Origin of the sequence: Gilliamella sp. Choc4-2 (assembly GCF_001690355.1) — a bacterium.
GTDB classification, from domain to species: Bacteria; Pseudomonadota; Gammaproteobacteria; order Enterobacterales; family Orbaceae; genus Gilliamella; species Gilliamella apicola_A.
In genome coordinates this window covers 64,067-89,866 of record NZ_LZHG01000033.1, presented here as the reverse complement: position 1 = coordinate 89,866, position 25,800 = coordinate 64,067, and the positions used below count along the sequence as shown (strand labels likewise).

Here is a 25,800-nt window from a genome sequence, read left to right as displayed (position 1 = left end):
AATGGCAACAATTAATTTGGGAAACATTAGATTTAACTGGTGTGGAGAGTACAACAGTTCAACAACATATACAAAAGATGACGTTGTTGGTTTTGATGGCTCTGCATTTATCGCAAAAAAAACTGTAAAAAATATCAATCCTAACAATAATGAATTTTGGGACTTGATGATTGCTGGAGCTGAAAAACCATACATCGTTGGTGAACAAAAGCTAATTGCATTCAGAGCATCAGAACTACCGCATGGCTGGTATTTCCGAAATGGTGATAACTATTTACTAAATTCTCCACAGGGCCGAGCATTGAACAGTTTATCAGCAAATTATAAGGAAGATCATAAAATCACAATCAAAGTAATTAACGGTCAACAACATATCAATGTCCCAACCGCGTTTTCGGCTGACGGTAGAGGTTATTTTGAGCGTTCAGTTGATGGATCAAAAAGACAAGTTGGTAACATTGAAAATGATGCTATTCGTAATATCTGGGGCAAACTTTATAACGTTATGCAATGGCGGGGAACGGCAGGAGCCGGTGCTTTTCATGTTGGGGAACCGAGCACGAATGGCTCAGGATTAAATAACAGAAAAGGAAATGCTGTTACACATCCGAATGATTCTGATTTTCCAGAAAGGACTATCACTTTCGACGCATCACGCGTAGTACAAGTAACAGCAAACGATACAAGACCTTTGAATATTGGCATGACACCTGTAATTTATCTCGGAGTTTAATATGATTAATTATTATTTTGATAACACAAATGAACTAAAACCGTTTACTCATGAACTCGAAGCAAACGATAACACATTACCGCCGGATAACGCATTGCGAATAAAACCAGAATTCAAAAATGGATATTGGCCGTGTATGCAAAACGACGCCTGGGTGTTAGTTGAGGACAATAGATATAAAACCGTTTATAACATTGAAACAAAAGCACCCATTAAGATTGATTATCTGGGCGAAATTAGAGATGGTTTTACTGAGTTAGAACCATTCGATTTTTGTAAGTGGGATGGCACAAAATGGGTATTAGATAGTGATACTAAAAATGAATGCATTATCAAAAATAATCAATCGTTGAAAAACGCATTACTCAATGAAGCAAATGAGAAAATAGCAATACTACTCGACGCTATTGATTTAGATATGGCTGAAGATGGTGATGAAGAAAAATTAAAGAATTGGAAAAAATATAGAATTTTGTTAACTCGTATCGACACATCAGATATAAATGTAATTTTCCCAACAAAACCGTAAAATGTAATTTATTTTCAAATATAGAAATACACGGCGTGGTTAATTATCAATTAATTTAAACAATAATTATCACGCGCCGCATCACTTTATCGGGCAAACAATACACTCTAATAACAAAGTAATGTAATATACTATTTTAATTTATAAAAATTTTAATGAAAACCTAAAACGCTCAAAGAAATGAAAGTTATTGAAAATGACTAGGATCCCCCCCCTTTCCTAAAAGGAAATAATAAAGATTATTCTCATGCATTCAAAAAAGCTAAACTAGCGTTATTATTTTTAGAATAAAATAGTTAAACTGTACTGATTGATTTTCATTAAACCTATTATACTAAATCAAATTAAAAACAATCAGCACACTTTATTTAAATAAAGTTTACTGAATTTTATTACCTTTTGCTGCAAGAATACGTTCAACTGTATCAACGATAGCTTGAGTTTGCGAATCAATTTCGATATTAACTCTATCCCCTACTTTTTTGGTACCCAAGGTTGTAATTGCTAATGTTTCAGGAATTAAATGAATATTAAAGCCGTTGTTATTAACTTCGCCAACAGTCAAACTTGCACCATCAACACCAATAAATCCTTTATATAAAACATATTTCATAAATTGCCTAGGAAGTTCTAAAGTTATTTGACAGTTAGTTGCTGTTTTTTTAATATTGGCAATTGTTGCCATACATGAAATATGACCAGACATAATATGTCCACCCACTTCATCGCCATATTTTGCACTACGTTCAATATTGACAAAATCATTAAGCTTTTTATTGCCTAAAGTTGTTAAAGCAAGCGTTTCTTGCATAATATCAAAGGAAACCCAATCCTGATCAAATCCAGTTACCGTCAAACAACAGCCGTCATTAGCTATAGAAGCACCAATTTGTAAATCTTGGGTTAAATGACAAGGTAATTTTATTTTGTAAGTTCGCAATTTATCTTGATCTAAAATATCAATAATTTGAGCAACGCCCTGAACAATACCTGTAAACATAGAGATACCTCAATTTTTCTTAATATTGAATATTCTACCTCAATTTGATTAAGATTTCCTATTTCTATTTTCTACTGGTATGATCTTTTACATATTTTCCAATCACTTATTATCTATAGCGATAACAAATTCATATTTCAGAGTATAGTCAAGGATATATCATTATGTTAAAACTGATTTTAGCCATTTCAGTCGGTTCAGTAGCTGGGGGATTAATGCGTTGGTTCTTATCTCTTAAACTCAATATTATTGCTTTTACTATTCCACTAGGTACATTGCTATCTAATTTAGTTGCTGGCTATATTATCGGCTTTGCAATTGCCTTTTTTAATCACTCTAACCTTTCTCCTGAATGGCGGTTATTGGTAATAACAGGTTTTTGTGGTGGCTTATCAACTTTTTCAACCTTTTCTGCCGAGGTCGTTAACTTTTTACTAGAAGATCGAATATTTTGGGGGTTAGCAACAATATTGATTCATGTGATTGGTTCAGTTTTAATGACATATTTAGGTATTTTATCGTATCAATATTTGAGATCTTAAAATAATTCAATTAATAAATTACATAAAAAATAATCATAAATAGAGTTTACAACCCTAAAATACTGTACTAATATACACTGTATGCAAACACAGTATTGGATTTATTATGCTTATTGAACATTCCACACAACAACTTTTGGCTATCCATTTTGAATCGCCTTTTCAACAAGTATTACAACAACAACGCATATTATTAAGGACATTCAATAAAGAAAAAAAATGGCAATTATGGCTTTCTGAAAAACCAATGTTAAAACGTTCATGGATTAACACTGCTGGACTCGATAAACAAAAAGTAATCCATATAGCCAACTTGAAAAATGAAAATTTAGTTTCAACAATTGAAAAGGCATTACAAAGTAAAAATTGTAGTTATATTGTTGCTTGCATTAAGCATCTTAATGAGCAAGATAAATTACGCTTACAAAAGGCTGTTTTAGCAAGCGATACAACTCTATTTTTAGTGAATGAAGAATCTTATAAACAAGATATTCAGGATCATCAAGTTAAAAATAAAATTTTTAGATAACTCGATAAATTAATAAGAATTTATGGCAAAGAACAATAAATTTTCAGAATGGCTCTGACTTTGTTCGTTTTATTTTATGAAAGCCTATTCTTTTGGCATACTAAAATAAAGAATTTAAACAAAACAGAATATCACTGATCTTCAATTTATCATGCTCGACACCTTTACTTTCCTACCACAGCAAAAAGATGAAGTAGCCAGCGTTATTAGCAAATAAAAATCAAATCGAGATGATGACAAATTCACAGCAATTAGAAAATTTTCACAAAACAATTTATAGCCAGATTGGAATCTAACTTATATAACTAAATTACCATTTCATCGCCTTAAGCTTTTAGGTTCTTCTCCTTTCAATAAACGCATAATATTACTACTATGGCGAATAATAATAAGGCAAGAAAGCATTGTTACTGGTAAAGTCAATTCAGGTTTAAACAACCAAACATAAAGTGGCGCTAACAAAAAACCTATAATTGCAGCAACAGAAGAATATCGAGTTATCAATAACGCAGCCAGCCAAGTTAAAATAAAACACCCAGTAAAATCAAGCCCAATAGGCGCCATTATTCCCAAAGCTGTGGCAACACCTTTTCCACCTTTAAAATGAAAAAAACAAGGAAAAATATGACCAAGACAAGCGGCAATACCAATAATGCCTAAAAAGAAAGGCGAAATACCAAATCGATAAGCAATATATACAGGTATTGTACCCTTAAACATATCAAAAAATAATACAATAATTGCTGGTAATTTACCGTTGATTCGAAGAATATTTGTTGTACCTGGATTGTGCGATCCATGAGTTAAAGGATTAGGCAATTTCATAACTTGACTGATAATCATTGCGCCAGACAATGAGCCACAAAGATAGGCGATGATGATCATCAATGTAACTTGTAATGTCAAAATACCCTCCTTAGTTATACCCATTTTCTGATTAAAATATCGATTAAAAACTTAAATAACCAAAATAATTTTATTTACAAACTTATTATCGATATTCATTTATTCATTAAAGAATGAATAAAAGCTGGGGAGTTGCCTCCCTTTCTTGCTTAACTCTTTAATCAAAAATTAAATACATTTTACTTTCTTTTTTGTTTATCTAATAATGGTTTTAAATATTGACCAGTGTAAGATAATTTCGATTTAGCTACTTCTTCTGGCGTACCTTCAGCAATAATTTCACCACCACCATTACCACCTTCTGGCCCTAAATCGACAATCCAATCAGCTGTTTTTACCACATCTAAATTATGTTCGATAACAACAATAGTATTACCTTTATCACGTAATGTATGTAATTGCGCAAGCAATTGTTTAACATCAGCAAAATGTAATCCAGTTGTTGGCTCATCTAATATGTATAAAGTACTGCCTGTATCACGTTTAGATAACTCTTTTGCAAGTTTTACCCTTTGTGCCTCGCCGCCTGATAAAGTTGTGGCTGATTGCCCAATAGTAATATAAGCAAGCCCAACATCAATTAATGTTTGTAACTTACGGGAGATCATTGGTACTGCATCGAAAAACTCTCTTCCTTCTTCTACTGTCATATTTAAGATCTCGTTGATAGACTTACCTTTATATTTGATCTCAAGCGTTTCGCGGTTATAACGTGCGCCATGGCACTGATCACAAGGTACATAAATATCCGGTAGAAAGTGCATTTCAACCTTAATTAGACCATCGCCTTGGCATGCCTCACAACGACCACCCTTAACATTAAAGCTAAAGCGACCAGGGTTATACCCCCTTGCACGTGATTCTGGCACACCTGCATAAAGCTCACGAATAGAGGTAAAAAATCCAGTATAAGTTGCAGGGTTTGAACGAGGTGTACGTCCTATCGGACTCTGATCAATTGCGATCACTTTATCAAAAAAGTTAAGTCCTTTAATTGACTTATAAGGAGCAATATCACTTTTTTCAGCGCCATTTAACTCATTTTGGGCTAACGGATATAAAGTATCATTAATTAAAGTTGATTTGCCCGAACCTGACACACCAGTAATACAAGTAAATAATCCAACAGGAATATTTAATGTAACATTTTTAAGATTATTACCAGTGGCACCAATAAGCGACAACACCCTTTTTTTATCCACTTTAGTGCGCTCAGCAGGAATCTCAATCTTTTCTTTACCAGATAAATATTTTCCTGTTAGTGATGTTTTCGATGCCATAATTTGTTTTGGCGTGCCTTGTGCCACTACCTCACCACCATGGACACCAGCACCAGGACCAATATCAATCACATAATCAGCAGCCAAAATAGCTTCTTCATCATGTTCAACCACAATAACGGTATTACCTAAATCACGCAAATGTGTCAACGTACTAATTAAACGGGTATTATCACGCTGGTGCAATCCGATAGAGGGCTCATCCAACACATACATCACACCAACAAGCCCTGCACCAATTTGACTAGCCAAACGAATACGTTGAGCTTCACCGCCCGATAATGTCTCAGCAGAACGAGAAAGAGTTAAATAATTAAGCCCGACATTAATCAAAAACTGCAAACGATCATTAATCTCTTTTAAGATCTTTTCTGCTATTTGTGCTCTTTGCCCTTTTAAAGATAATTTATCGAAAAACTCTTTTGCCTGCTGAGTACTTAAATCACTAATTGTTGGTAAATTAGTATCATTAATAAAAACATGTCTAGCTGTGGCACATAATCTTGAGCCTTTACAACTTGGGCAAGATCGGTTACTGATAAATTTCGCAAGTTCTTCACGAATAGTTTGTGATTCCGTTTCTTTGTAACGGCGTGTTAAATTATTAACAATACCTTCAAAAACATGCTTACGCTTAATCACATCACCGCGATCATTAGTATAAACGAATTGTATTTCGGTACTTCCTGAGCCATTTAATAAAATATCTTTAATTTTTTCAGGCAATTGTTCAAAAGGTTTATCAATATCAAATTTATAGTGATTTGCTAATGATTTTAGCATTTGAAAATAATAAAAATTTCGACGATCCCAACCTTTAATCGCCCCTGCAGCCAAGGATACTTCTGGCATTAAAACAATTCGTTTAGGATCAAAATATTGTTGAACACCTAAGCCATCACACTCAGGACAAGCGCCTACAGGATTATTAAATGAAAATAACCGAGGCTCTAATTCCGAAATACTATAGCCACAAATTGGGCAAGCAAAATTAGCAGAAAATAACTGCTCTTTGGCTTTAGGATCATCCAAATTTGCTACTTTAATGATGCCATTAGTAATAGCTAATGCTGTCTCTATAGACTCAGCAAGACGTAATTTTAGATCATCACGAATTCGAAAACGGTCAACAACAACCTCTATACTATGTTTCTTTTGCAATTCAAGTTGAGGCGGATCAGATAAATCATATACATCGCCATCTACTCTTACCCGAATATAACCACTGGCAGCAAGTTGTTCAAAAAGTTTAACAAATTCACCTTTACGCTCGGTAACGACGGGAGCAAGTAGCATATAACGGTTTTCAGGTGGTAAAACCATAATACTGTCAACCATTTGCGATACAGTTTGTGCAGCTAATGGTAAATTATGGTTCGGACAACGTGGCTCTCCAATTCGAGCAAACAGCAAGCGAAGATAATCGTAAATTTCAGTAATGGTTCCGACAGTAGAGCGAGGATTATGTGAGGTAGACTTTTGTTCAATTGAAATTGCCGGTGATAGCCCTTCAATATGATCAACATCAGGTTTTTCCATTAAGGATAAAAACTGGCGTGCATAAGCCGACAGTGATTCAACATAGCGCCGTTGCCCTTCAGCATAAAGGGTATCAAATGCTAATGAAGATTTACCTGATCCAGAAAGTCCAGTAATTACAACTAGCTTATTTCGAGGAATAATCACATTAATATTTTTTAAATTGTGCGTTCTTGCGCCGCGAATATCGATATCTTTAATTGACATAGATCTCTTCTTAAGTTTGTTTTTTAAACAATTAAAGTGAAAACCAACTGTACATTATACCAGTGATAGCTGATGAAATATAGTACAAAAGTACTCTTCAATAAGAATATATTATCAGAAAGCCTTTAGTCTAACTATTAGTCCTGATTAAGCTAATATGGTCATAAAAATAGGTAAATACAAGTCATGAAAAAGATAAAAATTAATAAAGTTCGATAAAAGTTAACGAATAACTTTGGCGATATTAGAATAGACTAGATTGATTATAATAAGTTTAATAATAATTAACTAAATTATTATTAAACACTAAGTGGAAAAGGAAAGTAAAAAAGACTCAGCATAACATTCAGTCACAGTAGTACAATATAACTTTTGTTATGCTGACAACAAACATCAAACAAAATTTTCAGTTGCTATTTTTACCACAACTTTACGAACAATTGCAACATTTTTTTTTATTGAACATAAAGGCTTATGTACCTCATAAGGAAAAAAAACAATAAAATCATTTTGTTGCATAATTATTAATTTTTCTTCTTCAGGCGTTTCAACAAAAGCAATGTCATTTGTTTCGATTTGATCATCAATTACTTTGGTATAAGGCGGTAATGTATTAACGGCCATCCCCTCTTGCCCTTCTAAAACAATTTGTACATCAATATATTTTTTATGATATTCAGGATTGGCTTCATCAATATCACGTGATGTACTATCAGACAGTATAAAAAAGATATTATCACCATCAATATCATATCGTCCAACAGGCGTGTTATGGTTTACATTATCTTTTATATATTCAATAGATTGTTTTATTTTAGCTGGCAAATAAGGGATTAAAGCTAAATGATTGATATTACCTAAAATCATATGACCTGATTCCTAATAGATGAAATAACTCAACATATATAGCAAATATACAGTAAAATTAAAACTCAAGTATAGAATTATCTCACCTATATTAATGGATAAAACCAATACCATAAGCTTACTAATTGTTAGATTAACATTAAAATTCTGGTCATATCAAATGATTAATGATTTTCTTTAACAATAGTAATTTTTTTACTAATTGTCCCATATTAGCTAATAATCACATATTCATCGCTATGCTGTTTCGCAATAAAATCTTGTTATAAGGTAAAATCATTTTAATTTTAATTTTGATATAGTTATCAGATAACGTCTAGATAAACTTACCGCTGTTTGTATCTAGCTACTAATGATTATATGCAAATCAACACTTGCGCTTAATTTCTTGTATTCAATTAAATGATTCTTTTCGCGTTAGCGTTATAGAAATTGGCTCACTACTAATTCGTTTAACTTGTTTCGATATTTCTCCCCCATTAATAATTTTTTGTCATTTCTGATAACGCTATACGAGTTTGTTCCAATAAATCTTTTTAGATAAAATACTCTCTCGATTCACTCATCAAATCTGTAACTAGCCAATAACAAGCGTTATTTGAAAACGGGTAATTCTCAGCCTCTATAATTCCCCTTTGAGCGCTAAAACCCATTAACATCCTAATTAGTTCCGCTGGTGTGGTCTTATCTGTTCAGATATTCCTTGCTTACACCACCCAATAAATTTACCTGTAGACGGTAAAAAGTCGTTATTTTGCGCTCTAGCCACTTTTAGCCCCGCTCGCAAATATTCCAGTTTAGTTATTCCGTTTTCCTTGAATGCTTATAGCCATTGCTGCTTGAAGGCTTTCCTTGAGTTTTCATCTTTCAAAACTGCGGATGATGCAGGAAAAATAATAATCAATTGCTCGCAAAATAAATTAAAAGCTTTTTTACTACTGTGTGATTATTTTTTATATAGTTTATAGTGTAGATAAATTCATATTCATTTTTACATTACACCCGCTTAAATATTTTAAAATCGTTTTTATATTTGTATTTAGTGGTGCTAGCTCAGTTTGAGGTAGTTATGCATATTCTCTCGCTGCCAGCAATAATTCACTTAATTTCCACTCATTTTCTGCTTCATCATACGCAGCCTGTGCAACTGGATCTGCGAGCGCATGCTGTTTGATTTAACTAAATGTTGTACTTTTTTACTTATCGTTAATCATCTCCTATAGTCGTTTACGTGCTATTTGTAATGCGCCAGCTAGTGTTTTTTTAACAAAAGCATGTAAAATAAAAATTACTTTTTTTGATATATATAAATAGTTCTAGCTATATTATTGCTCTCTAACGCTCGTAATTCAAATAACCCACCACCTAATGATTTACTATGTAGCATTTGCATTTTCCCAAACTGCTCCAGTTTTTCAATTAATTTAATTGTTTAACCTCGTAATTCAGCTGATAAATCTAGAATTTGAGATTTTGCATCATTATGCGTTTTTATTGTGAAAATTTAATAAAGTAGCTAGTAAAAAACTAACTTTTTTGATGAGAGTTATATTGTCGTCATTGAAATAGATAAAACAAATTGGGGATTAAAAATGTATAACAAAGAATTAACTGAAGAATATAAAAATAATATCAAGCATTGAATTCTACAACTGTAAATAATTGATTACCTTGGGTTTTAATGGTGTCCCCTACAGGATTCGAACCTGTGACCTACGGCTTAGAAGGCCGTTGCTCTATCCAGCTGAGCTAAGGAGACATGATAGATATGATTTGTTGACTATACGCCGAGTATTATATAAAGCTATTTTGATCCGTCAATGATTTTTGATAATTTATCAGTTTGTATTAACAAAATATCATCAATATACCTTATTTTTTCGTATTTTAGTTAGTTTTTTATAATAAAAATGCTATTACTACTATTATTTGAAATATTGTAACTTATTTGGCATTAGCAATTTGCGCTTTTAGCATGGCTAGTCGGCTTTGTCCTTGTTGCATTTTCTTTTCAGGGGATAATTCGTTTCTTTGATTTTGCCATTCTAAGTCGTCTTGTGGAAGTTCTAACAAAAATCGACTTGGTTCAACATGTATAGTTTCGCCAAATTGCTTGCGTTGACGACTAAATGAAAATGTTAGCTCACGCTGTGCGCGGGTGATGCCTACGTAAGCTAGACGTCTTTCTTCTTCAATATTGTCTTCATCAATACTGTTTTGGTGTGGTAATAGCCCTTCAGACATGCCAACTAGGTATACATAAGGAAATTCTAACCCTTTTGATGCGTGTAAAGTCATAAGTTGTACTTGATCAAATTCTTCTTCGGTTTCGTTGCGCTCTAACATATCACGTAAGGTAAATCTCGCTACTGCTTGTTCTAAGTTCATAGCCTCATCAATATCATCACCTTGTAACATGTCATTTAACCAACTGACCATTTGTTCAACATTACGCATACGCATTTGCCCTGCCGTTGGAGATGGGGATGTTTCATAAATCCAACTTTCATAGTGTATGCCATGCAGAAGTTGATGAATAGCTTCCATTGGTTCACTGTGGGATTTTTGGATTAGTGTATCAAACCAATGGATAAACGTGTGCAAAGTTTCCATACGTTTTCCTGAAAGGAATTCAGTTAACCCCATGTCATGACTAGCTTGATATAAACTAACACTTCGATGATTTGCCCATTGACCTAATTTTTGAATTGTTGCAGGACCTATTTCGCGTTTTGGAGTGTTGATAATACGGATAAAAGCATTATCATCATCAGGATTGGTTAATAAGCGTAAGTAAGCCATGAGATCCTTAATTTCAATCCGCGAAAAAAATGAGGTACCGCCAGAAATTCGATAAGGAATGCGGTATTGCATTAACATTTTTTCAATTAATCGAGCTTGATGATTGCCACGATATAATATTGCGTATTGACCATATTGGCTGTTATTCGCAAAATGGTGACCAATTAGATCATTCACCACTTTTTCGGCTTCATGCTCTTCGTTATCAGCTGATATTACTCTTATTGTTTCACCATAACCCAATTCGGAAAAAAGTTTTTTCTCAAAGATGTGAGGGTTATTTTCGATTAAAATATTCGCCACTTTTAAAATCCGACCCGATGATCGATAATTTTGTTCAAGTTTGATCACTTCTAATTTCGGGAAGTCTTGTTTTAAGTGAACTAAATTTTGTGGGCGTGCCCCTCGCCACGAGTAAATGGACTGATCGTCGTCCCCTACTACGGTGAATTTAGAACGGTTTCCAACTAATAATTTAATGAATTCATATTGGCTGGTGTTGGTGTCTTGGTATTCGTCAACCAACAAATAACGTACGCGATTTTGCCATTTTTCGCGGACTTCTTCGTTATTTTTTAGCAAGAGTGTTGGCAATAATATAAGATCATCAAAATCTAATATGCTGCAAGCTTTTAACTGTTTTTCATAAAGTTGATAGCAGTGTGCAAAGAGCTTTTCCTTGTTGGTTTGTGCCCTTGCCATAGCAATAGTTGCATCAACTATATCGTTTTTCCAATTAGATATGGTTGCACGCAGTTGGTTAATAAGGTCTTTATCGCCATCTAACCATTGTTGTGTTAATTCTTTTAGTAATGCCGTTTGGTCGTGATCATCAAATAATGAAAAATTAGATTTAATACCAAGGTGTTTATATTCTTTTCGAACAATATCTAGCCCTAATGTATGAAAGGTTGATATTTTTAGCCCTCTTGTCTCTTGTTTGCTTAATGAGTGAGCAATACGTTCTTTCATTTCGCGCGCAGCTTTGTTGGTAAAAGTTACCGCAAAAATATGCCTAGGTAAGTATTCTTTTACCCGAATTAAGTAAGTAATTTTGTTAATAATAACGCGAGTTTTTCCTGAACCTGCACCAGCTAAGACAAGGCAAGGTCCTGATACATACTCTACGGCTTTTTGTTGACTTGAGTTTAAACGCACTGGATAAAAACCATTAAGAAAATTGTAGACTAGTATATAACGACAAATTAACCACCTGCAATTATCACGACTATTAAGTGAAAATAATTACTATTTTATAAGTTATTATTGGATGAACGTTAAAGCCTGTTCAACCACTTCAATCCCTGCTCCTTTTTTATGAGCATTTTCGCTAATAGAACGCCGCCATTGCCTTGCACCTTTGCATCCATTAAACATGCCTAAAGTATGGCGCATAATATGGTTTAATTGTGCACCTTGCGTTAACTGTTGTTCGATATAAGGATAAAGAGCATGAATTGCAGATATAGGGTCAATGATTGGTGTATTTAAACCAAAAATTCGTGAATCTATTTGGGTGAGTAAAAGTGGATTTTGATAAGCTTCGCGACCAACCATTACTCCGTCAACATGTTGTAGATGACGCTTTATTTCATCAATGGTTTTAATTCCACCGTTTATAGCAATAGTTAATTCAGGGTAATCGCGCTTGAGCTGGTATACTCGTTCATAATTAAGTAGCGGTACCTCACGATTTTCTTTAGGACTTAAGCCAGATAACCACGCTTTACGAGCATGAACAATAAAGGTTTGGGTATAGGGTTTTACTTTGTCGATAAAACCACACAAAAACTCATAGCTGTCCAAATCGTCAATACCAATTCGTGTTTTGACTGTAACTGGAATTTCAACTTGGTTTTGCATTTGTTCAATACACTTTGCAACTAAATCTGCTTTACTCATTAAACATGCACCAAACATGCCGTTTTGTACTCGATCTGACGGACAACCAATATTTAGGTTGATTTCATTATAACCACGCTCCTGTGCCAATTTTGCACACTGAGCAAGTCCGTTAGGATCGCTACCTCCTAGCTGTAAGCTGATTGGTTGCTCTTCGAAATTGAACGCTAAATAATCGCCTTTGCCATATAATATAGCGCCAGTCGTCACCATTTCGGTATAAAGTAAAGTTTGTTTGGTTAAGATACGATGGAAATAACGGCAATGCTTATCAGTCCAATCAAGCATTGGGGCTATTGAAAAACGATTTAATGTTGATTTCACAAGAAAATAATACCTCAAGAATTAATTTAATTAAGTTATTCTAGCTACCGCTTTTTTATTATACAATAAGTAGAAATATTAGAAGTTAATATGGATATTAATAATATATTTTTCTATCGTTAAAATCTTATATTTTGGGTTATTACCTATAATGAATCTGTTTGGATATTCACAAATTAATTTGAAAATATTCCTTTATGATTTATTTATTTTTGACTATAAAATATGAAAAACCTCGTAATATAGTGAGGTTTTTCAGTTTATTCAGTTAAATTTTTTGTTAGTTAAAAATCAGAACATAAAACCTTTTCAGTGATAATGTAATTCATTTTTATAAATCAGAGATTTCCTATTTATTCATTTCTTCTAATGATTTTGAGCCATCAAGTGTGTGATTTTTTATGTCAGTTACAATACCCCTTTCGTTAAAATAAACTGCATAAGTTATTTGGCTAATTTCACCATACTGTGGCTGTTGACGAAATACATAATACCAAACTTTATCACCAAAATCAGAAGTTAACATTGGTGTACCCATAATAAATAACACCTGTTCTCTATTTTGACCAACTTTTAACAGATCTATAGACTCTTGAGTTACATAATTACCTTGATTGATATCTGGCCTGTAAACAAAAGTATCAACCATTGAACAACCATTTAATAAAATACTAGCTACAATTGAAAGCACAGCAAATTTACGAAATTGCATTAATTTAACCCATTAAAAAATCATGTAAAGTTGTATTATCGCTGATATTTTTTTTAAGTGCCACACAAAATAATCAATTCTTAAAAATTATTTAATAAAACAACATTCATGAGCTTTAATTTACAATTACTGCTTGACATTTATTTATATATCTACGACCTTAATTATATTATGATTAACATTACCATTAACAAAAAAGGCACAAAATGAAACTAGAAACAATAGAACAAAAAGCAAGTTATGCTATCGGCTTACAAATTGGACAGCAATTAAAAGAATCTGGATTAAACAATTTAGAACTTAATGCGTTAAAATTAGCGATAGAAGACGTATTATCGGGTAATCAACCGGCTCTGCCATTACAAGAATTACATGAAGCATTACGCCATGTGCATGAACAAGCTACCAAAGAAAAGGCCAAGCAAGCAGAAAAAATTGCTCAAACAGGTAAAGATTTTCTAGCAGAAAATATCAAAAAAGATGGCATTAAATCGACTGAATCAGGTTTACAATACGAAATCATCAAACAAGGCAATGGCACATTACCGAAAGCAACAGATAGCGTACAAGTTCATTATACGGGGCAACTAATTGATGGTACCGTATTTGATAGTTCTGTTGAACGTGGACAACCTGCTGAATTTCCAGTCAATGGAGTGATTAAAGGCTGGGTGGAAGCGTTACAACTTATGCCTGAAGGTTCAAAATGGCGTTTATATATTCCTCAAGAATTAGCCTATGGTGCTCAAGGTGCTGGTGCATCAATTCCACCATATAGTGCATTAATTTTTGATGTTGAATTATTAAAAGTACTATAGAGTGATTAAAAGATCATAGTGGACGCAATTAGCGTCCATTTTTTTGACTTAATTATTTTAGGTTTAGAAAGAAAGTGTTAAATATTACCTGTAACAAGCATGTATAAGTTATTTATTTTCCGCTATAATATTTGTTTATCTATAGTCATAAAAAAGTTAAGGAAAGTTATATGTCAACAAATATGGTTCGTATCGCAATCGCTGGCGCTGGTGGCAAAATGGGACGGCAGCTTATCCAAGCTGTTTCGCAAATCGAAGGAGTTACCTTAGGAGCAGCATTTGAACGAACTGGCTCATCACTAATTGGTAGTGACGCCGGTGAGATTGCTGGGATCGGTATTTGTGGCATTAAAGTTACCAATAATCTAGAACAAACTAAAGATCAATTTGACGTATTAATCGATTTTACGCGACCTGAAGGCACGCTCGCCTACTTAGCTTTTTGTATTGAAAATAAAAAAATGATGATTATTGGCACAACCGGCTTTGATGATGCAGGTAAACAAGCCATTGCCGATGCAGCAAAAAAAATTGGTATTGTGTTTGCTGCCAACTTTAGTGTGGGGGTTAACCTAGTGTTAAAATTATTAGAAAAAGCCACTAAAGTCATGGGCGATTATACCGATATCGAAATTATTGAAGCACATCACCGCCATAAGGTAGATGCCCCTTCTGGCACCGCACTTGCGATGGGTGAAGCCATTGCAGATGCACTTAATTGTAATTTAAAAGACCGTGCTGTTTACTGCCGAGAAGGTCATACAGGTGAACGTCCTAATGGCGCTATCGGATTTGCAACGATTCGAGCAGGTGACATTGTTGGCGAACATACCGCTATTTTTGCCGATATTGGCGAACGAGTTGAAATTAGTCATAAAGCATCAAGCCGTATGACATTTGCTAATGGTGCCGTGCGAGCTGCGTTATGGCTTCGTTCACAATCTATCGGTTTATACGATATGCGTGATGTGTTAGATTTAAAGAGCTTATGATTTTAAAGACATGTTAGATGAATTTTGGATGCGCCATGCATTAATGTTAGCAAAACGTGCTGAGTTAGAAAATGAGATTCCTGTTGGAGCGGTAATCATCGATGAAAATAATCAAATTATTGGTGAAGGGTTCAATCAATCGATATCAACACATAACCCAACCGCTCACGCTGAGATAATGGCAATTGAGCAGGCTGGTAAATATCTTAACAATTACCGTTTAGTTAATACTACGTTATATGTCACACTTGAACCTTGTATTATGTGTGCTGGAGCGATTATTCATGGTCGCATCAAACGTATAGTGTACGGCGCAAGTGATTTTAAAACAGGTGCAGCAGGCTCATTCATTGATATTTTAGCTTATCAAGGTATTAATCATTATGCTGATGTCACAGGCGGTATACTTGCTGATGAATGTAGTGTGCTTTTAAGTAACTTTTTTAAAAAAAGGCGTTTACAAAAAAAGTTAGCTTTTAGCATCAATAATGAAAATATATTAAACTGAATGCCTGTTCTAAAACAGGATTATTCTAATCAAATTATTAAAACATAAGATAAAAAACTTCTTCACTTATTCTTTTTATCAGCAAAAATTGTTAAAATCTAGTTTAATTTTTTAAAAGTTAGTTTGAGCATTATTAATGAAAAAACACATATTAAAAATGATGATATCGACGGATGATATCCAAAAACGAGTTATACAACTTGGTCAAGAAATTAGCCAAAATTATAAAAACAGTCAAAATGAACTAATTTTAGTTGGGCTTTTACGTGGTTCCTTTATTTTTATGGCAGATTTAAGTCGCGCGATTTCCGTTGGGCATGAAGTTGATTTTATAACAGCATCAAGTTATGGTAATACAGTAATAAGTAATCGTGATGTTAAAATCCTTAAAGATTTGGATGAAGATATCTGTGGTAAAGACGTATTAATCGTTGAAGATATTATAGATACAGGTAATACACTTAGCAAAATCATGGCTATTTTAAAATTACGACATCCGCGTAGTATTGAAATTTGTACTTTGCTTGATAAGCCATCTCGACGTGAAGTCGATGTACATGTTAAATATATTGGATTTTCAATCCCTGATGAATTTGTTGTTGGCTATGGCATTGATTATGCACAACATTATCGTCACTTACCTTATATTGGACATGTCACATTACTTGAATCCTAAATAATACACGAGGTATATGTGTTACGATATTCCTGTTCACTGTGTTTACTGTTAATAATAGCTTCAGCATCAAGTTTTGCTGATATGAAGTTATCTATTCAAGGTTTATCAGGGAAACTTGCAGATAATGTTGATGCACGTACTTCATTGATATCACCGAATAGAATTGATAACACACCGAATTTTAAACGTTATTTTGAAAGTGAAGCTAAAAAAGCTCTCCAAGCTTTAGGTTATTATTCACCTACTTTTCAATACGATGTTTCAGACCCGAAAACATTGGTAGTCAATATTTCTGCTGGCGAGCCAACCAAAATAGAGCAACTTAATATCAACATTATCGGTGAAGGAAAAAAAGACAAAGATTACAATAATTTACTTAAAATCGGCTTACCCAAAATTGGGGATGTTTTGAATCATGGAACATATGAAAATTTCAAAAAAAGTTTGCAAAATTTAGCCCTAAAAAAAGGGTATTTTGACGCAAATATGACTGTACACCAATTAGCTATTTCAAATTTTTATCATCAAGCTTTTTGGAATATTGATTTTGATACAGGTCAACGGTATAAATTTAGTAAAGTTAATTTTCATAACTCAAAAATCCGTGATGATTACCTAGCAAATATTGTGCCTTTTCAAGAAGGTGATAAATATACCGCAGAAAAGCTATCAATATTAAATCGACGTCTTGCATCAACTAACTGGTTTAATTCTATTGTTGTTGTTCCCGACTTTCCTCATGTTACTGCAGATAAATCACTTCCAATCGATGTTATCACCACACCAAGAAAAAAAAATAGTATGGATTTAGGGCTTGGGTTTTCAACCGATAATGGTATTCATAGCAAAATAGGTTGGAGTAAACCATGGATTAATAGCCGAGGGCAAAGCTTTCAAAGTAATTTATCACTTTCCTCTCCTGAAAAATTTGTTACTTTGAGCTATAAAGTTCCGATGAAGAAATCACCACTTGAATACTATTATAATATCCAAGCTGGCTTTAAAAAGATTGATAATAATGATACAAAATCACGCTCTGTTACATTTGGTATTGTCCGAAATTGGGACAATTTTGAAGGATGGCAAAGCGCACTCGGTTTTAATGTTTTACGAGACGATTTTACACAAGCTGATTCCAGTTTCAATACTTTTCTTTATTATCCTTCCATCAGTTTTGCTAGGCTTCGTAGCGATGGTAATTTACTATCAATGTGGGGTGACTCTCAACGTTATTCAATTGAGGTAGCAAGTAAATCTTTAGGTTCGAGCATTAACCTTGTTCGTTTTGAAGCACAACAAGCTTGGATCCGCTCGATTAAAAATAGCCATAGATTTATTGCCCGTGGTAATTTCGGCATAATACAAGCAAGCAATTTTAACCGCGTTCCACCATCATTTAGGTTTTTTGCTGGTGGCGATCGCAGCATTCGTGGTTACAGTTACCAATCTATCTCGCCTGAAGATAAGAAAGGAAAATTAAAAGGTGCATCTAAGTTGATTACTGGCTCGCTGGAATACCAATATAATTTAACAGGACCTTGGTGGATGGCTTTTTTTGCCGATACCGGCGAGGCAATTGATAAAGTCGATAAAAGTAAATTTTATACAGGTACGGGGATTGGTGTTCGTTGGGCTTCACCAGTTGGACCAATAAAATTTGATTTAGCCACACCGCTAAATCGAAAAGATACTGGTTCTATTCATATCTATATCGGTTTAGGGACTGAATTATAACATGACGAAAAAAACAATTAGAGATAAAAAAATAAACAAGATCAGAAAATGGAAAAGACGAAGTTTTGTTATTCTATCTATTTTTATTTTTCTAATTGTATTTATTTTTGTTATGATTTTTACTAGTTTAGGGGTCAAGCTCACAACAGTTGTTTTAGATAAATTTTTACCAGAATTAAAAATTGCACAAGTTGAAGGCTCATTTCATAATTTGCATATTAAAGGACTATCGCTTGAATTGCCTGGTGTTGATATTCAAGTTAATGAAGCATTTTTAGAATTATCTAGTGCATGTTTAATGCAAACAAAAATATGCATCAAATATTTCGGTGCTAATGGTGTAACTGTTAATATTATTACCAGTAAAACCAATACTGATCCTAATAAACCGGAATCTAAAAACCAAATTGTTTTAAATACACCATTACCAATTGAACTTTATAATACACACGTAACCAATGTTAAAGCTAATATCAATGATATGACATTTAGTATGTCAGACTTTGTCGGAAAAGCAACTTGGATAAACCATAAGATTTATGTTTACCCTACTGTTGCTCAAGACTTAACTGCTATTTTTGCTGATGAACCACAAAGTTCAGTAAATCAAGAAATAAAGAATACTGTACCATTTAATGAAAAAATTAATCAATGGTTTAATAAACCTATTATTAAAGCACTTCCGCAAGTTCATATTCCTATAGATATCAATGTTAGCCGTTTAAGCGGTGATAACTGGTTATTACATATTGGTGGACAAGATTATTGGTTTAATCAAGCCTCAATTCAAACCGATATAATCAATAACTATATTCTGGTTAAACGTGTCGAAACCGATTTCAAAACACCTCATGCTAATGGCCATGCTTTGGTTTCAGGCGATATTACATTAGGTGATTGTTGGCCTATTACGGCATCTGTAATAGTAAATACAGAAAATAATCAACTTAGCGGTAAAATTACAGGTAAATTACTTGGCGAAATAGCTACCAATATTGCGGTTGAAGGATTAAATAAGGCTAAAATAGAAGGGAATATTAATTTTATTAAAAATTATATGCCTGTTATGGCAAGTATTAGCGGAAAGCACATTCAATGGCCTATTGAAGGCAATGCACAATATCAATTAAATAATTTTGATTTATCATTAAATGGCAATGTTCAAAAATATAAATTAGCAATGATTGGGACAACAAAAGCTAACAATATTCCGAATGCAACGTTTGATATCGTTGGAAATGGTACATATCAAGGTATCTCATTTGTTCATGGCATGATTCAGTTACCTCAAGGACAAGTCAATGCATCTGGAAATATAGATTGGGGAAAAGCATTAAAATGGGATTCTAAAATAAAATTGACCAATGTAGATATTAGTAAAGAAGTGCCTAATTTCCCTATTCGTTTAAATGGTCAATTTAAAACAACAGGAATATTAGAGGGCAATCATTGGCAATTAAGTCTTTCTGAATTACAGTTAAAAGGTGACATTAAACAAGCCGATTTTTTGGCTAACGGAAGCTTGCAAATTGATTCTAAACATTCAATTACTACAAATAATCTTGCTATTGCTTGGGGAAATAATCAAATCAATGTTAATGGTTCAACTGATAAAGGCAATTTAAACGGAAAAATAAGTTTAGAATCGCTGTCACTATTTATTAATGGCATGAAAGGTAGAATTATTGGAAATGTAAAAATAAATGGTACAATCAATGATCAAACAATGGATACTAATCTAACAGTTAGTGATTTAAATCTTCACGAATTCACTGTTGAGTCAGCAAACCTTTCAGGTAAATTACAATACCAAAAGCAAATTAGTGGGCAATTAAAACTAATTGGGCAAGGTATTAAGTTTGAAAATGAATCCGTTAAAAAAGCCAATATCGAACTTTCTGGAAATGAGGATCATCATAACCTATCGGTGGATATTGAAGGGAGCCCAGCTTCAATTATTACATCATTAACAGGGCAAATTACTAAAGATAGGACTAAATGGTCTGGAAATATCTCTCACATTTTATTAAGTTTAGGTAATAAGAACCATTGGCAATTAGCTAAAACATTGCCATTATCTTTTGATTTTATTTCACACATGCCTACCATTGGAGCTCATTGTTGGCTGAATAATAGCTCAAGTATTTGTTTAGATAAACCTCTATCATTAGCGCCTAATACAGATACAAGCGTGACATTAAAAAACATTGATCTCGCTAAGTTACCTATTCCTAATGACAGCGAAACTAAGTTAGTTGGTAGTATTGATGGAAAAGCTGATATTAAATTTACTACTTTGAATAAAATACCTTCTATAAAAGCCAATATCACTGGTACCAAGGTATATATTCAACAAATAATCGTATCGGAAACATTAACTATACCTTTTGATTTATTTAAGTTAAATGTTGAATTAAATGAACAAATAACTAAATTAAATTGGGATTTTTCATTAAATCAATTGGGTAAAATTACTGGTGCCTTATCCATTACAGATCCAACTCATCAGAAAAAATTAAGAGGACAATTAGTTGTTGATCATCTTGCATTAGCAATTATTAACCCATTATTAGATAAAAACGATTATGCAAACGGTTTTATTGATGGAATTATTAAATTTTCAGGCTCGCTAATGGATCCTTATTTGAATGGCGTCATTAACTTAAGGCACAGCGAAATAAAAGCAAGACAACTTCCTGTTGATGTTAAATCAGCAATATTGGATATAAATTTCAACGGTAAATCTTCAACATTAAAAGGAGTGTTAACTACGCAATCTGGTGATGTTAATATTAATGGTCAAGCTAATTGGAATACTTTTGATAAGTGGCAAGCAGAACTTACTATAAATGGTGCTGCAATGGAAGTAACCGTTCCTCCAATGGTTGTTATGTCGATTATTCCTGATCTTAGAATTAATGCAACTCAAGATGAACTTACTCTATTAGGTAGAGTAAGCATTCCTAAAGGTAAAATTACAGTTGAATCTTTACCTACATCAAGTATTGATATTTCATCTGATGAAGTTATGTTAGATGAAAATTATAAGGTAATTGAAAAACAAAAAATTGGAATGAAGATCAATAGTCATATTGAAATCGATATCGGCGATAAAGTTACTGTCGATGCTTTTGGTTTAAATGCAGCTTTAAAAGGAAATTTAATTGCTACACAAACTAACAAAGGTTTAGATCTTCATGGACAAGTACTCATTCCGACAGGAAGATTTCATGCTTATGGACAAGATTTAGTTATTCGTAAAGGTATCATTACTTTTTCTGGACCTACCGATCAAGCAAGATTAGATATTGAAGCAATCCGCAATCCAGAATCTATTGATAACAATAATATCACCGCGGGGATTAAAGTCATAGGAACATCAGAAGATCCTAAAATTGAGATATTCTCAGATCCCGCCATGTCTCAGCAAGAGGCCCTATCCTATTTAATAAGAGGGGAAGGTCTTGATAACACGGATCAAAGTGAAAACGATATGATGACTTCTCTGCTTGTTGGTATAGGAACTGCAAAAACAGGAAAATATATTGGGGACATTGGTAATGTTTTTGGTATTAAAAACCTCACACTCGATACACAAGGTGCAGGTAATAATTCTAAAGTCGTGGTTAGTGGTTATATTTTACCTAATCTACAACTTAAATATGGTGTGGGTATTTTTGATTCTCTTGCTACCTTTACTTTACGTTATAGACTAATTCCAAGTCTATATTTAGAGGCAACATCTGGGATTGCACAAACATTGGATCTGATTTATCAATTTGAATTTTAAATCAAATAAAATTTCAATTTCTCATTTTAACTTAGTTATTAAATGCAGCCAAAGTTACTCGCTTTTAAATCCAATCAGCATTTCGCGTTTAATGCCAAACCCCTTGCGTTTATAGACTTTGAAACCAGCTTCAAGTAAATTTCTTCGCACAAATCCTGCCGCAGTAAACGTAGCAAAAGTGCCATTTAGAGCGGTTAATTTATAACAATTTTGGAATAATGATTTTGACCACATATCTGGATTTTTAGCGGGAGAAAAGCCATCAAAAAACCATGCATTAACCATTACTTTTTGTTTCATTAAAAATTCACCAAAGTAGCTTATATCATTATAACATATAGTTAAAGTAACATTATTAAAGTGGATAGTCGAATCAATTAAGCTTATTTGTAGTTGTTCCGCTAATAATGCTAAAGGACTGTGCTTATTAATTATATTGTTATGAATTTTAACCAACTGTTCAGCTGATAACGGGAATTTTTCTACACTAAAAAATTTAAGTTTTTTGAGCTTATGATTGGGAAATTTTTTTGTAAAATTCAAAAATGTCTGCCATAGCAGCAAAAAATTCAAACCAGAACCAAAGCCGGTTTCTGCAACAATAAACGTTTCTTTATTATGATTATAAAAACGTTGCTGTAAATCATTGCCGTCAATAAATACATAAGTAGTTTCATCAATCGCTCCTTTTGTATTAAAATAAACATCCTGAAAATGGGTGGAAATTGGGTTTTGATTTTCATCCCAAATAATTGTCGATTTTTGCATAAACCTCCTTAAAACAGCAATATTCAATCAAACTGTATATTAATGCCGATTATGTATATAATACGCTAAGTTAATTTATGAGGTAAACTATGGTTTTTCTTTTTCGTCTAATTAGTGTTGTGTTAATAGGAATTGTGACTTGTGTATTAGGAATAATATTTTGCATATTTAACCCACATAACCCTAAAAATGTGGCAAGATTTGCTCATTTATTTAGTTTTTTTTTCAAACCTATATTAGGCATCAAAGTTTATACTCGCATTAATGCTAATATCAACAAATTAGGCAGCTACGTTTATGTTGCTAATCATCAAAATAATTATGATATGGTGGTTGCAGCAGATGTTGTGCAACCTAAAACGGTGACAGTTGGTAAAAAAAGCTTGGCTTGGATTCCATTTTTTGGGCAGCTCTACTACCTTACGGGCAATATTCTAATTGATCGAAACAATAAATCAAAAGCGCATGATACTATTAGGCAAGTAGTTAATGAAATTAAAAAGCATGATATTTCTATATGGATGTTTCCAGAAGGTACTCGTAGCCATGGTCGAGGGTTATTACCATTTAAAACAGGTGCCTTTAAAGCAGCAATAGCAGCTGGTGTGCCCATTGTGCCAATTTGTGTATCAGATACCAATAATATTAACTTAAACCGTTTAAATAACGGACATATGATTGTTGAAATGCTCGATCCAATCGAAACTAAAAATTTACGCAAAGAAGATGCCAGATTATTAATGGAGCAGTGCTATCAACAAATGGCGAGTAAAATAACGCAAATAAATAATGAAGTAGAACAACTCAACAATCAAAAATAATATGAACAAGCAAGATCGTAATTTTGATGATATCAGTAATAAATTTGCCCAAAATATTTACGGCACAACAAAAGGTAGAATTAGAGAAGCAATAGTTTGGCATGAGCTCGAACAAATATTAGCAACCTATGCTAAAAATAAAACATTAACTATCCTTGATGCCGGTGGTGGTCAAGGTCAAATTGCTTGTAGGCTTGCCAAACTTGGCCATCAAGTAATTTTATGTGATATTTCTAAACAAATGCTTGAACTTGCTCAACAAAAATTCCTATCAGAACAGGTCCATTTAGATTGTATTTGTTGTTCCATTCAACAGCTTAGCAGTGTAATTGACAAACAATTTGATTTAGTTATTTGTCATGCTGTATTAGAATGGGTTACTGAGCCTGTTGAACTAATCCAAACATTAAAAAAATTTATTAAGCCTGATGGTTATTTATCATTAATGTTTTATAACTATCACGCACTATTATTCAAAACGGTTACACTTGGTAACTTTGGTTATACTAAATCAGGATTAGCTAAACGTAAAAAAAAGACCCTTTCTCCTGATTTTCCTCGGTACCCAAATGAAGTATATACATGGTTAATTCAATTAGATTTTAATATTTTACAAAAAACGGGAATTCGCATTTTCCACGATTATCTTATAAATAAATCTAAAGCCGAAACACATTTTGATCAGCTACTTGAACTTGAAAAAAAGTATTGCCAAACAGAGCCATATATTGATTTAGCAAGATATATTTTGGTTACAGCTAAAATAAGATGAATCATAAATTAAACCACTTTAGCTTAAGCTTTTTAAAATGATTACTCGAAAATTTTGTCATAACTCGTTATCATAAGCAGATAAATTTTACAGTTAAGGAAAATGAGTATGATCGTTGTAACTGGTGGCGCAGGATTTATTGGTAGTAATATTGTTAAAGGATTAAATGACCAAGGACATAAAAATATTTTGGTTGTTGATGATTTAACTGATGGTACTAAATTTGCCAATTTAGTTGATTTAGATATTGCTGATTATATGGATAAAGATGAATTTATATCATTGATTGTTGCTGGTGAAAACCTTGATATCGATGCTATTTTTCATCAAGGCGCTTGCTCATCAACCACAGAATGGGATGGCAAGTTTATGATGGAAAATAACTATGACTATTCAAAAGACTTATTGCATTACTGTCTCGATTTCAACATTCCATTTTTATATGCTTCATCAGCCGCTACTTATGGTGGGCGCAGTGATAACTTTATTGAAGATCGCACTTACGAAAAGCCATTAAACGTATATGGATATTCTAAATTCTTATTTGACCAATATGTAAGACAATTACTACCCAAAGCTAATTCACCAATTTGTGGATTCCGTTATTTTAATGTCTATGGACCACGCGAATCACACAAAGGCAGTATGGCTAGTGTTGCGTTTCATTTAAATGAACAAATAAATAAAGGTGAAACACCCAAATTATTTACTGGTAGCGATAATTTTAAACGTGACTTTATTTATGTTGGTGATGTCGTTGAAGTCAATTTATGGTTTTGGAAAAATAAAATATCAGGAATTTATAACTGTGGAACAGGTCGAGCAGAATCGTTCCAAGCTGTTGCTGATGCGGTTCTTACTTATCATAAAAAAGATGAAATTGATTATATTCCCTTCCCTGAACATCTAAAAGGACGCTATCAAAGCTATACTCAAGCTGATCTGACTAAATTTAGACAAACTAAATGCCCAATTGAATTTAAAAATGTTGCAGAAGGGACTGCTGAATATATGAAATGGCTTAATGAACAATAAGATGGAATTGA

At 33.2% G+C, this 25,800-nt stretch carries 23 protein-coding genes, 1 tRNA gene and 1 pseudogene; 13 read left to right on the top strand and 12 right to left on the bottom strand.

From position 1 onward, the window contains the following. Positions 1-16: 16 nt before the first annotated feature. The gene (locus A9G34_RS04975) at positions 17-733 is read left to right on the top strand and encodes a hypothetical protein (RefSeq protein ID WP_141670341.1); all 717 of its coding nucleotides are present in this window, start codon (positions 17-19) and stop codon (positions 731-733) included. Position 734: 1 nt separating this feature from the next. Further along, positions 735-1,262, top strand: coding sequence for a tail fiber assembly protein (locus A9G34_RS04970; RefSeq protein ID WP_065569075.1), 528 nt, complete (start codon positions 735-737; stop codon positions 1,260-1,262). A gap of 379 nt (positions 1,263-1,641) precedes the next feature. Here A9G34_RS04970 and A9G34_RS04965 read toward each other — a convergent pair whose 3' ends face one another. Next, positions 1,642-2,262, bottom strand: coding sequence for a riboflavin synthase (locus tag A9G34_RS04965; protein ID WP_034945369.1), 621 nt, complete (start codon positions 2,260-2,262; stop codon positions 1,642-1,644). 164 nt (positions 2,263-2,426) lie between these two features. Between A9G34_RS04965 and crcB the strand changes: the two genes are divergently transcribed. Beyond that, a complete protein-coding gene (gene crcB, locus A9G34_RS04960) occupies positions 2,427-2,804 on the top strand; it encodes a fluoride efflux transporter CrcB (RefSeq protein WP_034945366.1) in 378 nt (125 codons plus the stop codon). 106 nt (positions 2,805-2,910) lie between these two features. Beyond that, positions 2,911-3,333 (top strand): SulA-like leucine-rich domain-containing protein, encoded by a 423-nt coding sequence (locus tag A9G34_RS04955; RefSeq protein ID WP_034945363.1) that lies wholly within the window; start codon positions 2,911-2,913, stop codon positions 3,331-3,333. A gap of 318 nt (positions 3,334-3,651) precedes the next feature. Here A9G34_RS04955 and plsY read toward each other — a convergent pair whose 3' ends face one another. The 10 genes and pseudogenes from plsY to bamE all read right to left on the bottom strand — a co-directional run bounded on the left by plsY (position 3,652) and on the right by bamE (position 13,872). Further along, a complete protein-coding gene (gene plsY / locus A9G34_RS04950) occupies positions 3,652-4,239 on the bottom strand; it encodes a glycerol-3-phosphate 1-O-acyltransferase PlsY (RefSeq protein WP_202807439.1) in 588 nt (195 codons plus the stop codon). 179 nt (positions 4,240-4,418) lie between these two features. Then, positions 4,419-7,259: an excinuclease ABC subunit UvrA gene (gene uvrA / locus A9G34_RS04945; RefSeq protein WP_141670348.1), complete on the bottom strand. Its 2,841-nt coding sequence runs from the start codon at positions 7,257-7,259 to the stop codon at positions 4,419-4,421. A gap of 399 nt (positions 7,260-7,658) precedes the next feature. Then, positions 7,659-8,132: a YhcH/YjgK/YiaL family protein gene (locus tag A9G34_RS04940; RefSeq protein ID WP_065569074.1), complete on the bottom strand. Its 474-nt coding sequence runs from the start codon at positions 8,130-8,132 to the stop codon at positions 7,659-7,661. A gap of 536 nt (positions 8,133-8,668) precedes the next feature. Next, positions 8,669-8,797, bottom strand: coding sequence for a hypothetical protein (locus tag A9G34_RS11105; protein WP_442902648.1), 129 nt, complete (start codon positions 8,795-8,797; stop codon positions 8,669-8,671). Next, positions 8,797-8,943 (bottom strand): annotated as a pseudogene (locus A9G34_RS11100) (replication protein P); the annotation flags it as partial. The pseudogene A9G34_RS11100 and the gene A9G34_RS11105, both read right to left, overlap by 1 nt. Positions 8,944-9,420: 477 nt before the next feature. After that, the gene (locus A9G34_RS10965) at positions 9,421-9,519 is read right to left on the bottom strand and encodes a type II toxin-antitoxin system RelE/ParE family toxin (protein WP_237745925.1); all 99 of its coding nucleotides are present in this window, start codon (positions 9,517-9,519) and stop codon (positions 9,421-9,423) included. A 295-nt stretch (positions 9,520-9,814) separates the two neighbouring features. Next, positions 9,815-9,891, bottom strand: a tRNA-Arg gene (locus tag A9G34_RS04935). 185 nt (positions 9,892-10,076) lie between these two features. Beyond that, the gene (gene rep / locus A9G34_RS04930) at positions 10,077-12,092 is read right to left on the bottom strand and encodes a DNA helicase Rep (protein ID WP_065569073.1); all 2,016 of its coding nucleotides are present in this window, start codon (positions 12,090-12,092) and stop codon (positions 10,077-10,079) included. Positions 12,093-12,197: 105 nt separating this feature from the next. After that, complete coding sequence (gene dusA, locus A9G34_RS04925; RefSeq protein ID WP_081295275.1) at positions 12,198-13,124, bottom strand: tRNA dihydrouridine(20/20a) synthase DusA; 927 nt, start codon at positions 13,122-13,124, stop codon at positions 12,198-12,200. A 385-nt stretch (positions 13,125-13,509) separates the two neighbouring features. Continuing rightward, positions 13,510-13,872: an outer membrane protein assembly factor BamE gene (gene bamE, locus A9G34_RS04920; protein ID WP_034946092.1), complete on the bottom strand. Its 363-nt coding sequence runs from the start codon at positions 13,870-13,872 to the stop codon at positions 13,510-13,512. 206 nt (positions 13,873-14,078) lie between these two features. Between bamE and A9G34_RS04915 the strand changes: the two genes are divergently transcribed. The 6 genes from A9G34_RS04915 to tamB all read left to right on the top strand — a co-directional run bounded on the left by A9G34_RS04915 (position 14,079) and on the right by tamB (position 22,393). Beyond that, the gene (locus A9G34_RS04915; protein ID WP_065569071.1) at positions 14,079-14,690 is read left to right on the top strand and encodes an FKBP-type peptidyl-prolyl cis-trans isomerase; all 612 of its coding nucleotides are present in this window, start codon (positions 14,079-14,081) and stop codon (positions 14,688-14,690) included. Positions 14,691-14,860: 170 nt separating this feature from the next. Next, entirely contained in the window at positions 14,861-15,682 is an 822-nt protein-coding gene (gene dapB, locus A9G34_RS04910) for a 4-hydroxy-tetrahydrodipicolinate reductase (RefSeq protein WP_065569070.1), read from the top strand. A 10-nt stretch (positions 15,683-15,692) separates the two neighbouring features. After that, entirely contained in the window at positions 15,693-16,190 is a 498-nt protein-coding gene (gene tadA, locus A9G34_RS04905) for a tRNA adenosine(34) deaminase TadA (protein WP_034945179.1), read from the top strand. 136 nt (positions 16,191-16,326) lie between these two features. Next, complete coding sequence (gene hpt, locus A9G34_RS04900; protein ID WP_034945176.1) at positions 16,327-16,866, top strand: hypoxanthine phosphoribosyltransferase; 540 nt, start codon at positions 16,327-16,329, stop codon at positions 16,864-16,866. An 18-nt stretch (positions 16,867-16,884) separates the two neighbouring features. Beyond that, the gene (gene tamA / locus A9G34_RS04895; protein ID WP_065569069.1) at positions 16,885-18,603 is read left to right on the top strand and encodes an autotransporter assembly complex protein TamA; all 1,719 of its coding nucleotides are present in this window, start codon (positions 16,885-16,887) and stop codon (positions 18,601-18,603) included. Between the two features lies 1 nt (position 18,604). After that, positions 18,605-22,393, top strand: coding sequence for an autotransporter assembly complex protein TamB (tamB, locus tag A9G34_RS04890; protein ID WP_065569068.1), 3,789 nt, complete (start codon positions 18,605-18,607; stop codon positions 22,391-22,393). Between the two features lie 54 nt (positions 22,394-22,447). Here the strand turns inward: tamB and mnmD are convergent, their stop codons facing one another. Beyond that, positions 22,448-23,161: a tRNA (5-methylaminomethyl-2-thiouridine)(34)-methyltransferase MnmD gene (gene mnmD / locus A9G34_RS04885; RefSeq protein ID WP_034946089.1), complete on the bottom strand. Its 714-nt coding sequence runs from the start codon at positions 23,159-23,161 to the stop codon at positions 22,448-22,450. A gap of 89 nt (positions 23,162-23,250) precedes the next feature. Between mnmD and A9G34_RS04880 the strand changes: the two genes are divergently transcribed. From A9G34_RS04880 to rfaD, 3 genes are all read left to right on the top strand, one after another. Continuing rightward, positions 23,251-23,982, top strand: coding sequence for a 1-acylglycerol-3-phosphate O-acyltransferase (locus A9G34_RS04880; RefSeq protein WP_034945167.1), 732 nt, complete (start codon positions 23,251-23,253; stop codon positions 23,980-23,982). A gap of 1 nt (position 23,983) precedes the next feature. Then, entirely contained in the window at positions 23,984-24,754 is a 771-nt protein-coding gene (locus tag A9G34_RS04875; RefSeq protein ID WP_065569067.1) for a methyltransferase domain-containing protein, read from the top strand. Positions 24,755-24,862: 108 nt separating this feature from the next. Then, on the top strand, positions 24,863-25,789 hold the full coding sequence (gene rfaD, locus A9G34_RS04870; RefSeq protein ID WP_065569066.1) for an ADP-glyceromanno-heptose 6-epimerase: 927 nt from the start codon (positions 24,863-24,865) through the stop codon (positions 25,787-25,789). The last annotated feature ends 11 nt before the right edge of the window (positions 25,790-25,800 follow it).

Bases quoted from the DNA above. Each gene is read 5' to 3' on its own strand.
- A9G34_RS10965 (WP_237745925.1), bottom strand. From the start codon at position 9,519: ATGCTACATAGTAAATCATTAGGTGGTGGGTTATTTGAATTACGAGCG.
- A9G34_RS04970 (WP_065569075.1), top strand. From the start codon at position 735: ATGATTAATTATTATTTTGATAACACAAATGAACTAAAACCGTTTACT.
- hpt (WP_034945176.1), top strand. From the start codon at position 16,327: ATGAAAAAACACATATTAAAAATGATGATATCGACGGATGATATCCAA.
- tamB (WP_065569068.1), top strand. From the start codon at position 18,605: ATGACGAAAAAAACAATTAGAGATAAAAAAATAAACAAGATCAGAAAA.
- dapB (WP_065569070.1), top strand. From the start codon at position 14,861: ATGTCAACAAATATGGTTCGTATCGCAATCGCTGGCGCTGGTGGCAAA.
- crcB (WP_034945366.1), top strand. From the start codon at position 2,427: ATGTTAAAACTGATTTTAGCCATTTCAGTCGGTTCAGTAGCTGGGGGA.
- tadA (WP_034945179.1), top strand. From the start codon at position 15,693: ATGTTAGATGAATTTTGGATGCGCCATGCATTAATGTTAGCAAAACGT.
- A9G34_RS04955 (WP_034945363.1), top strand. From the start codon at position 2,911: ATGCTTATTGAACATTCCACACAACAACTTTTGGCTATCCATTTTGAA.
- bamE (WP_034946092.1), bottom strand. From the start codon at position 13,872: ATGCAATTTCGTAAATTTGCTGTGCTTTCAATTGTAGCTAGTATTTTA.
- A9G34_RS04915 (WP_065569071.1), top strand. From the start codon at position 14,079: ATGAAACTAGAAACAATAGAACAAAAAGCAAGTTATGCTATCGGCTTA.
- dusA (WP_081295275.1), bottom strand. From the start codon at position 13,124: ATGCTTGATTGGACTGATAAGCATTGCCGTTATTTCCATCGTATCTTA.
- A9G34_RS04880 (WP_034945167.1), top strand. From the start codon at position 23,251: ATGGTTTTTCTTTTTCGTCTAATTAGTGTTGTGTTAATAGGAATTGTG.
- mnmD (WP_034946089.1), bottom strand. From the start codon at position 23,161: ATGCAAAAATCGACAATTATTTGGGATGAAAATCAAAACCCAATTTCC.
- A9G34_RS04875 (WP_065569067.1), top strand. From the start codon at position 23,984: ATGAACAAGCAAGATCGTAATTTTGATGATATCAGTAATAAATTTGCC.
- A9G34_RS04965 (WP_034945369.1), bottom strand. From the start codon at position 2,262: ATGTTTACAGGTATTGTTCAGGGCGTTGCTCAAATTATTGATATTTTA.
- A9G34_RS04940 (WP_065569074.1), bottom strand. From the start codon at position 8,132: ATGATTTTAGGTAATATCAATCATTTAGCTTTAATCCCTTATTTGCCA.
- rfaD (WP_065569066.1), top strand. From the start codon at position 24,863: ATGATCGTTGTAACTGGTGGCGCAGGATTTATTGGTAGTAATATTGTT.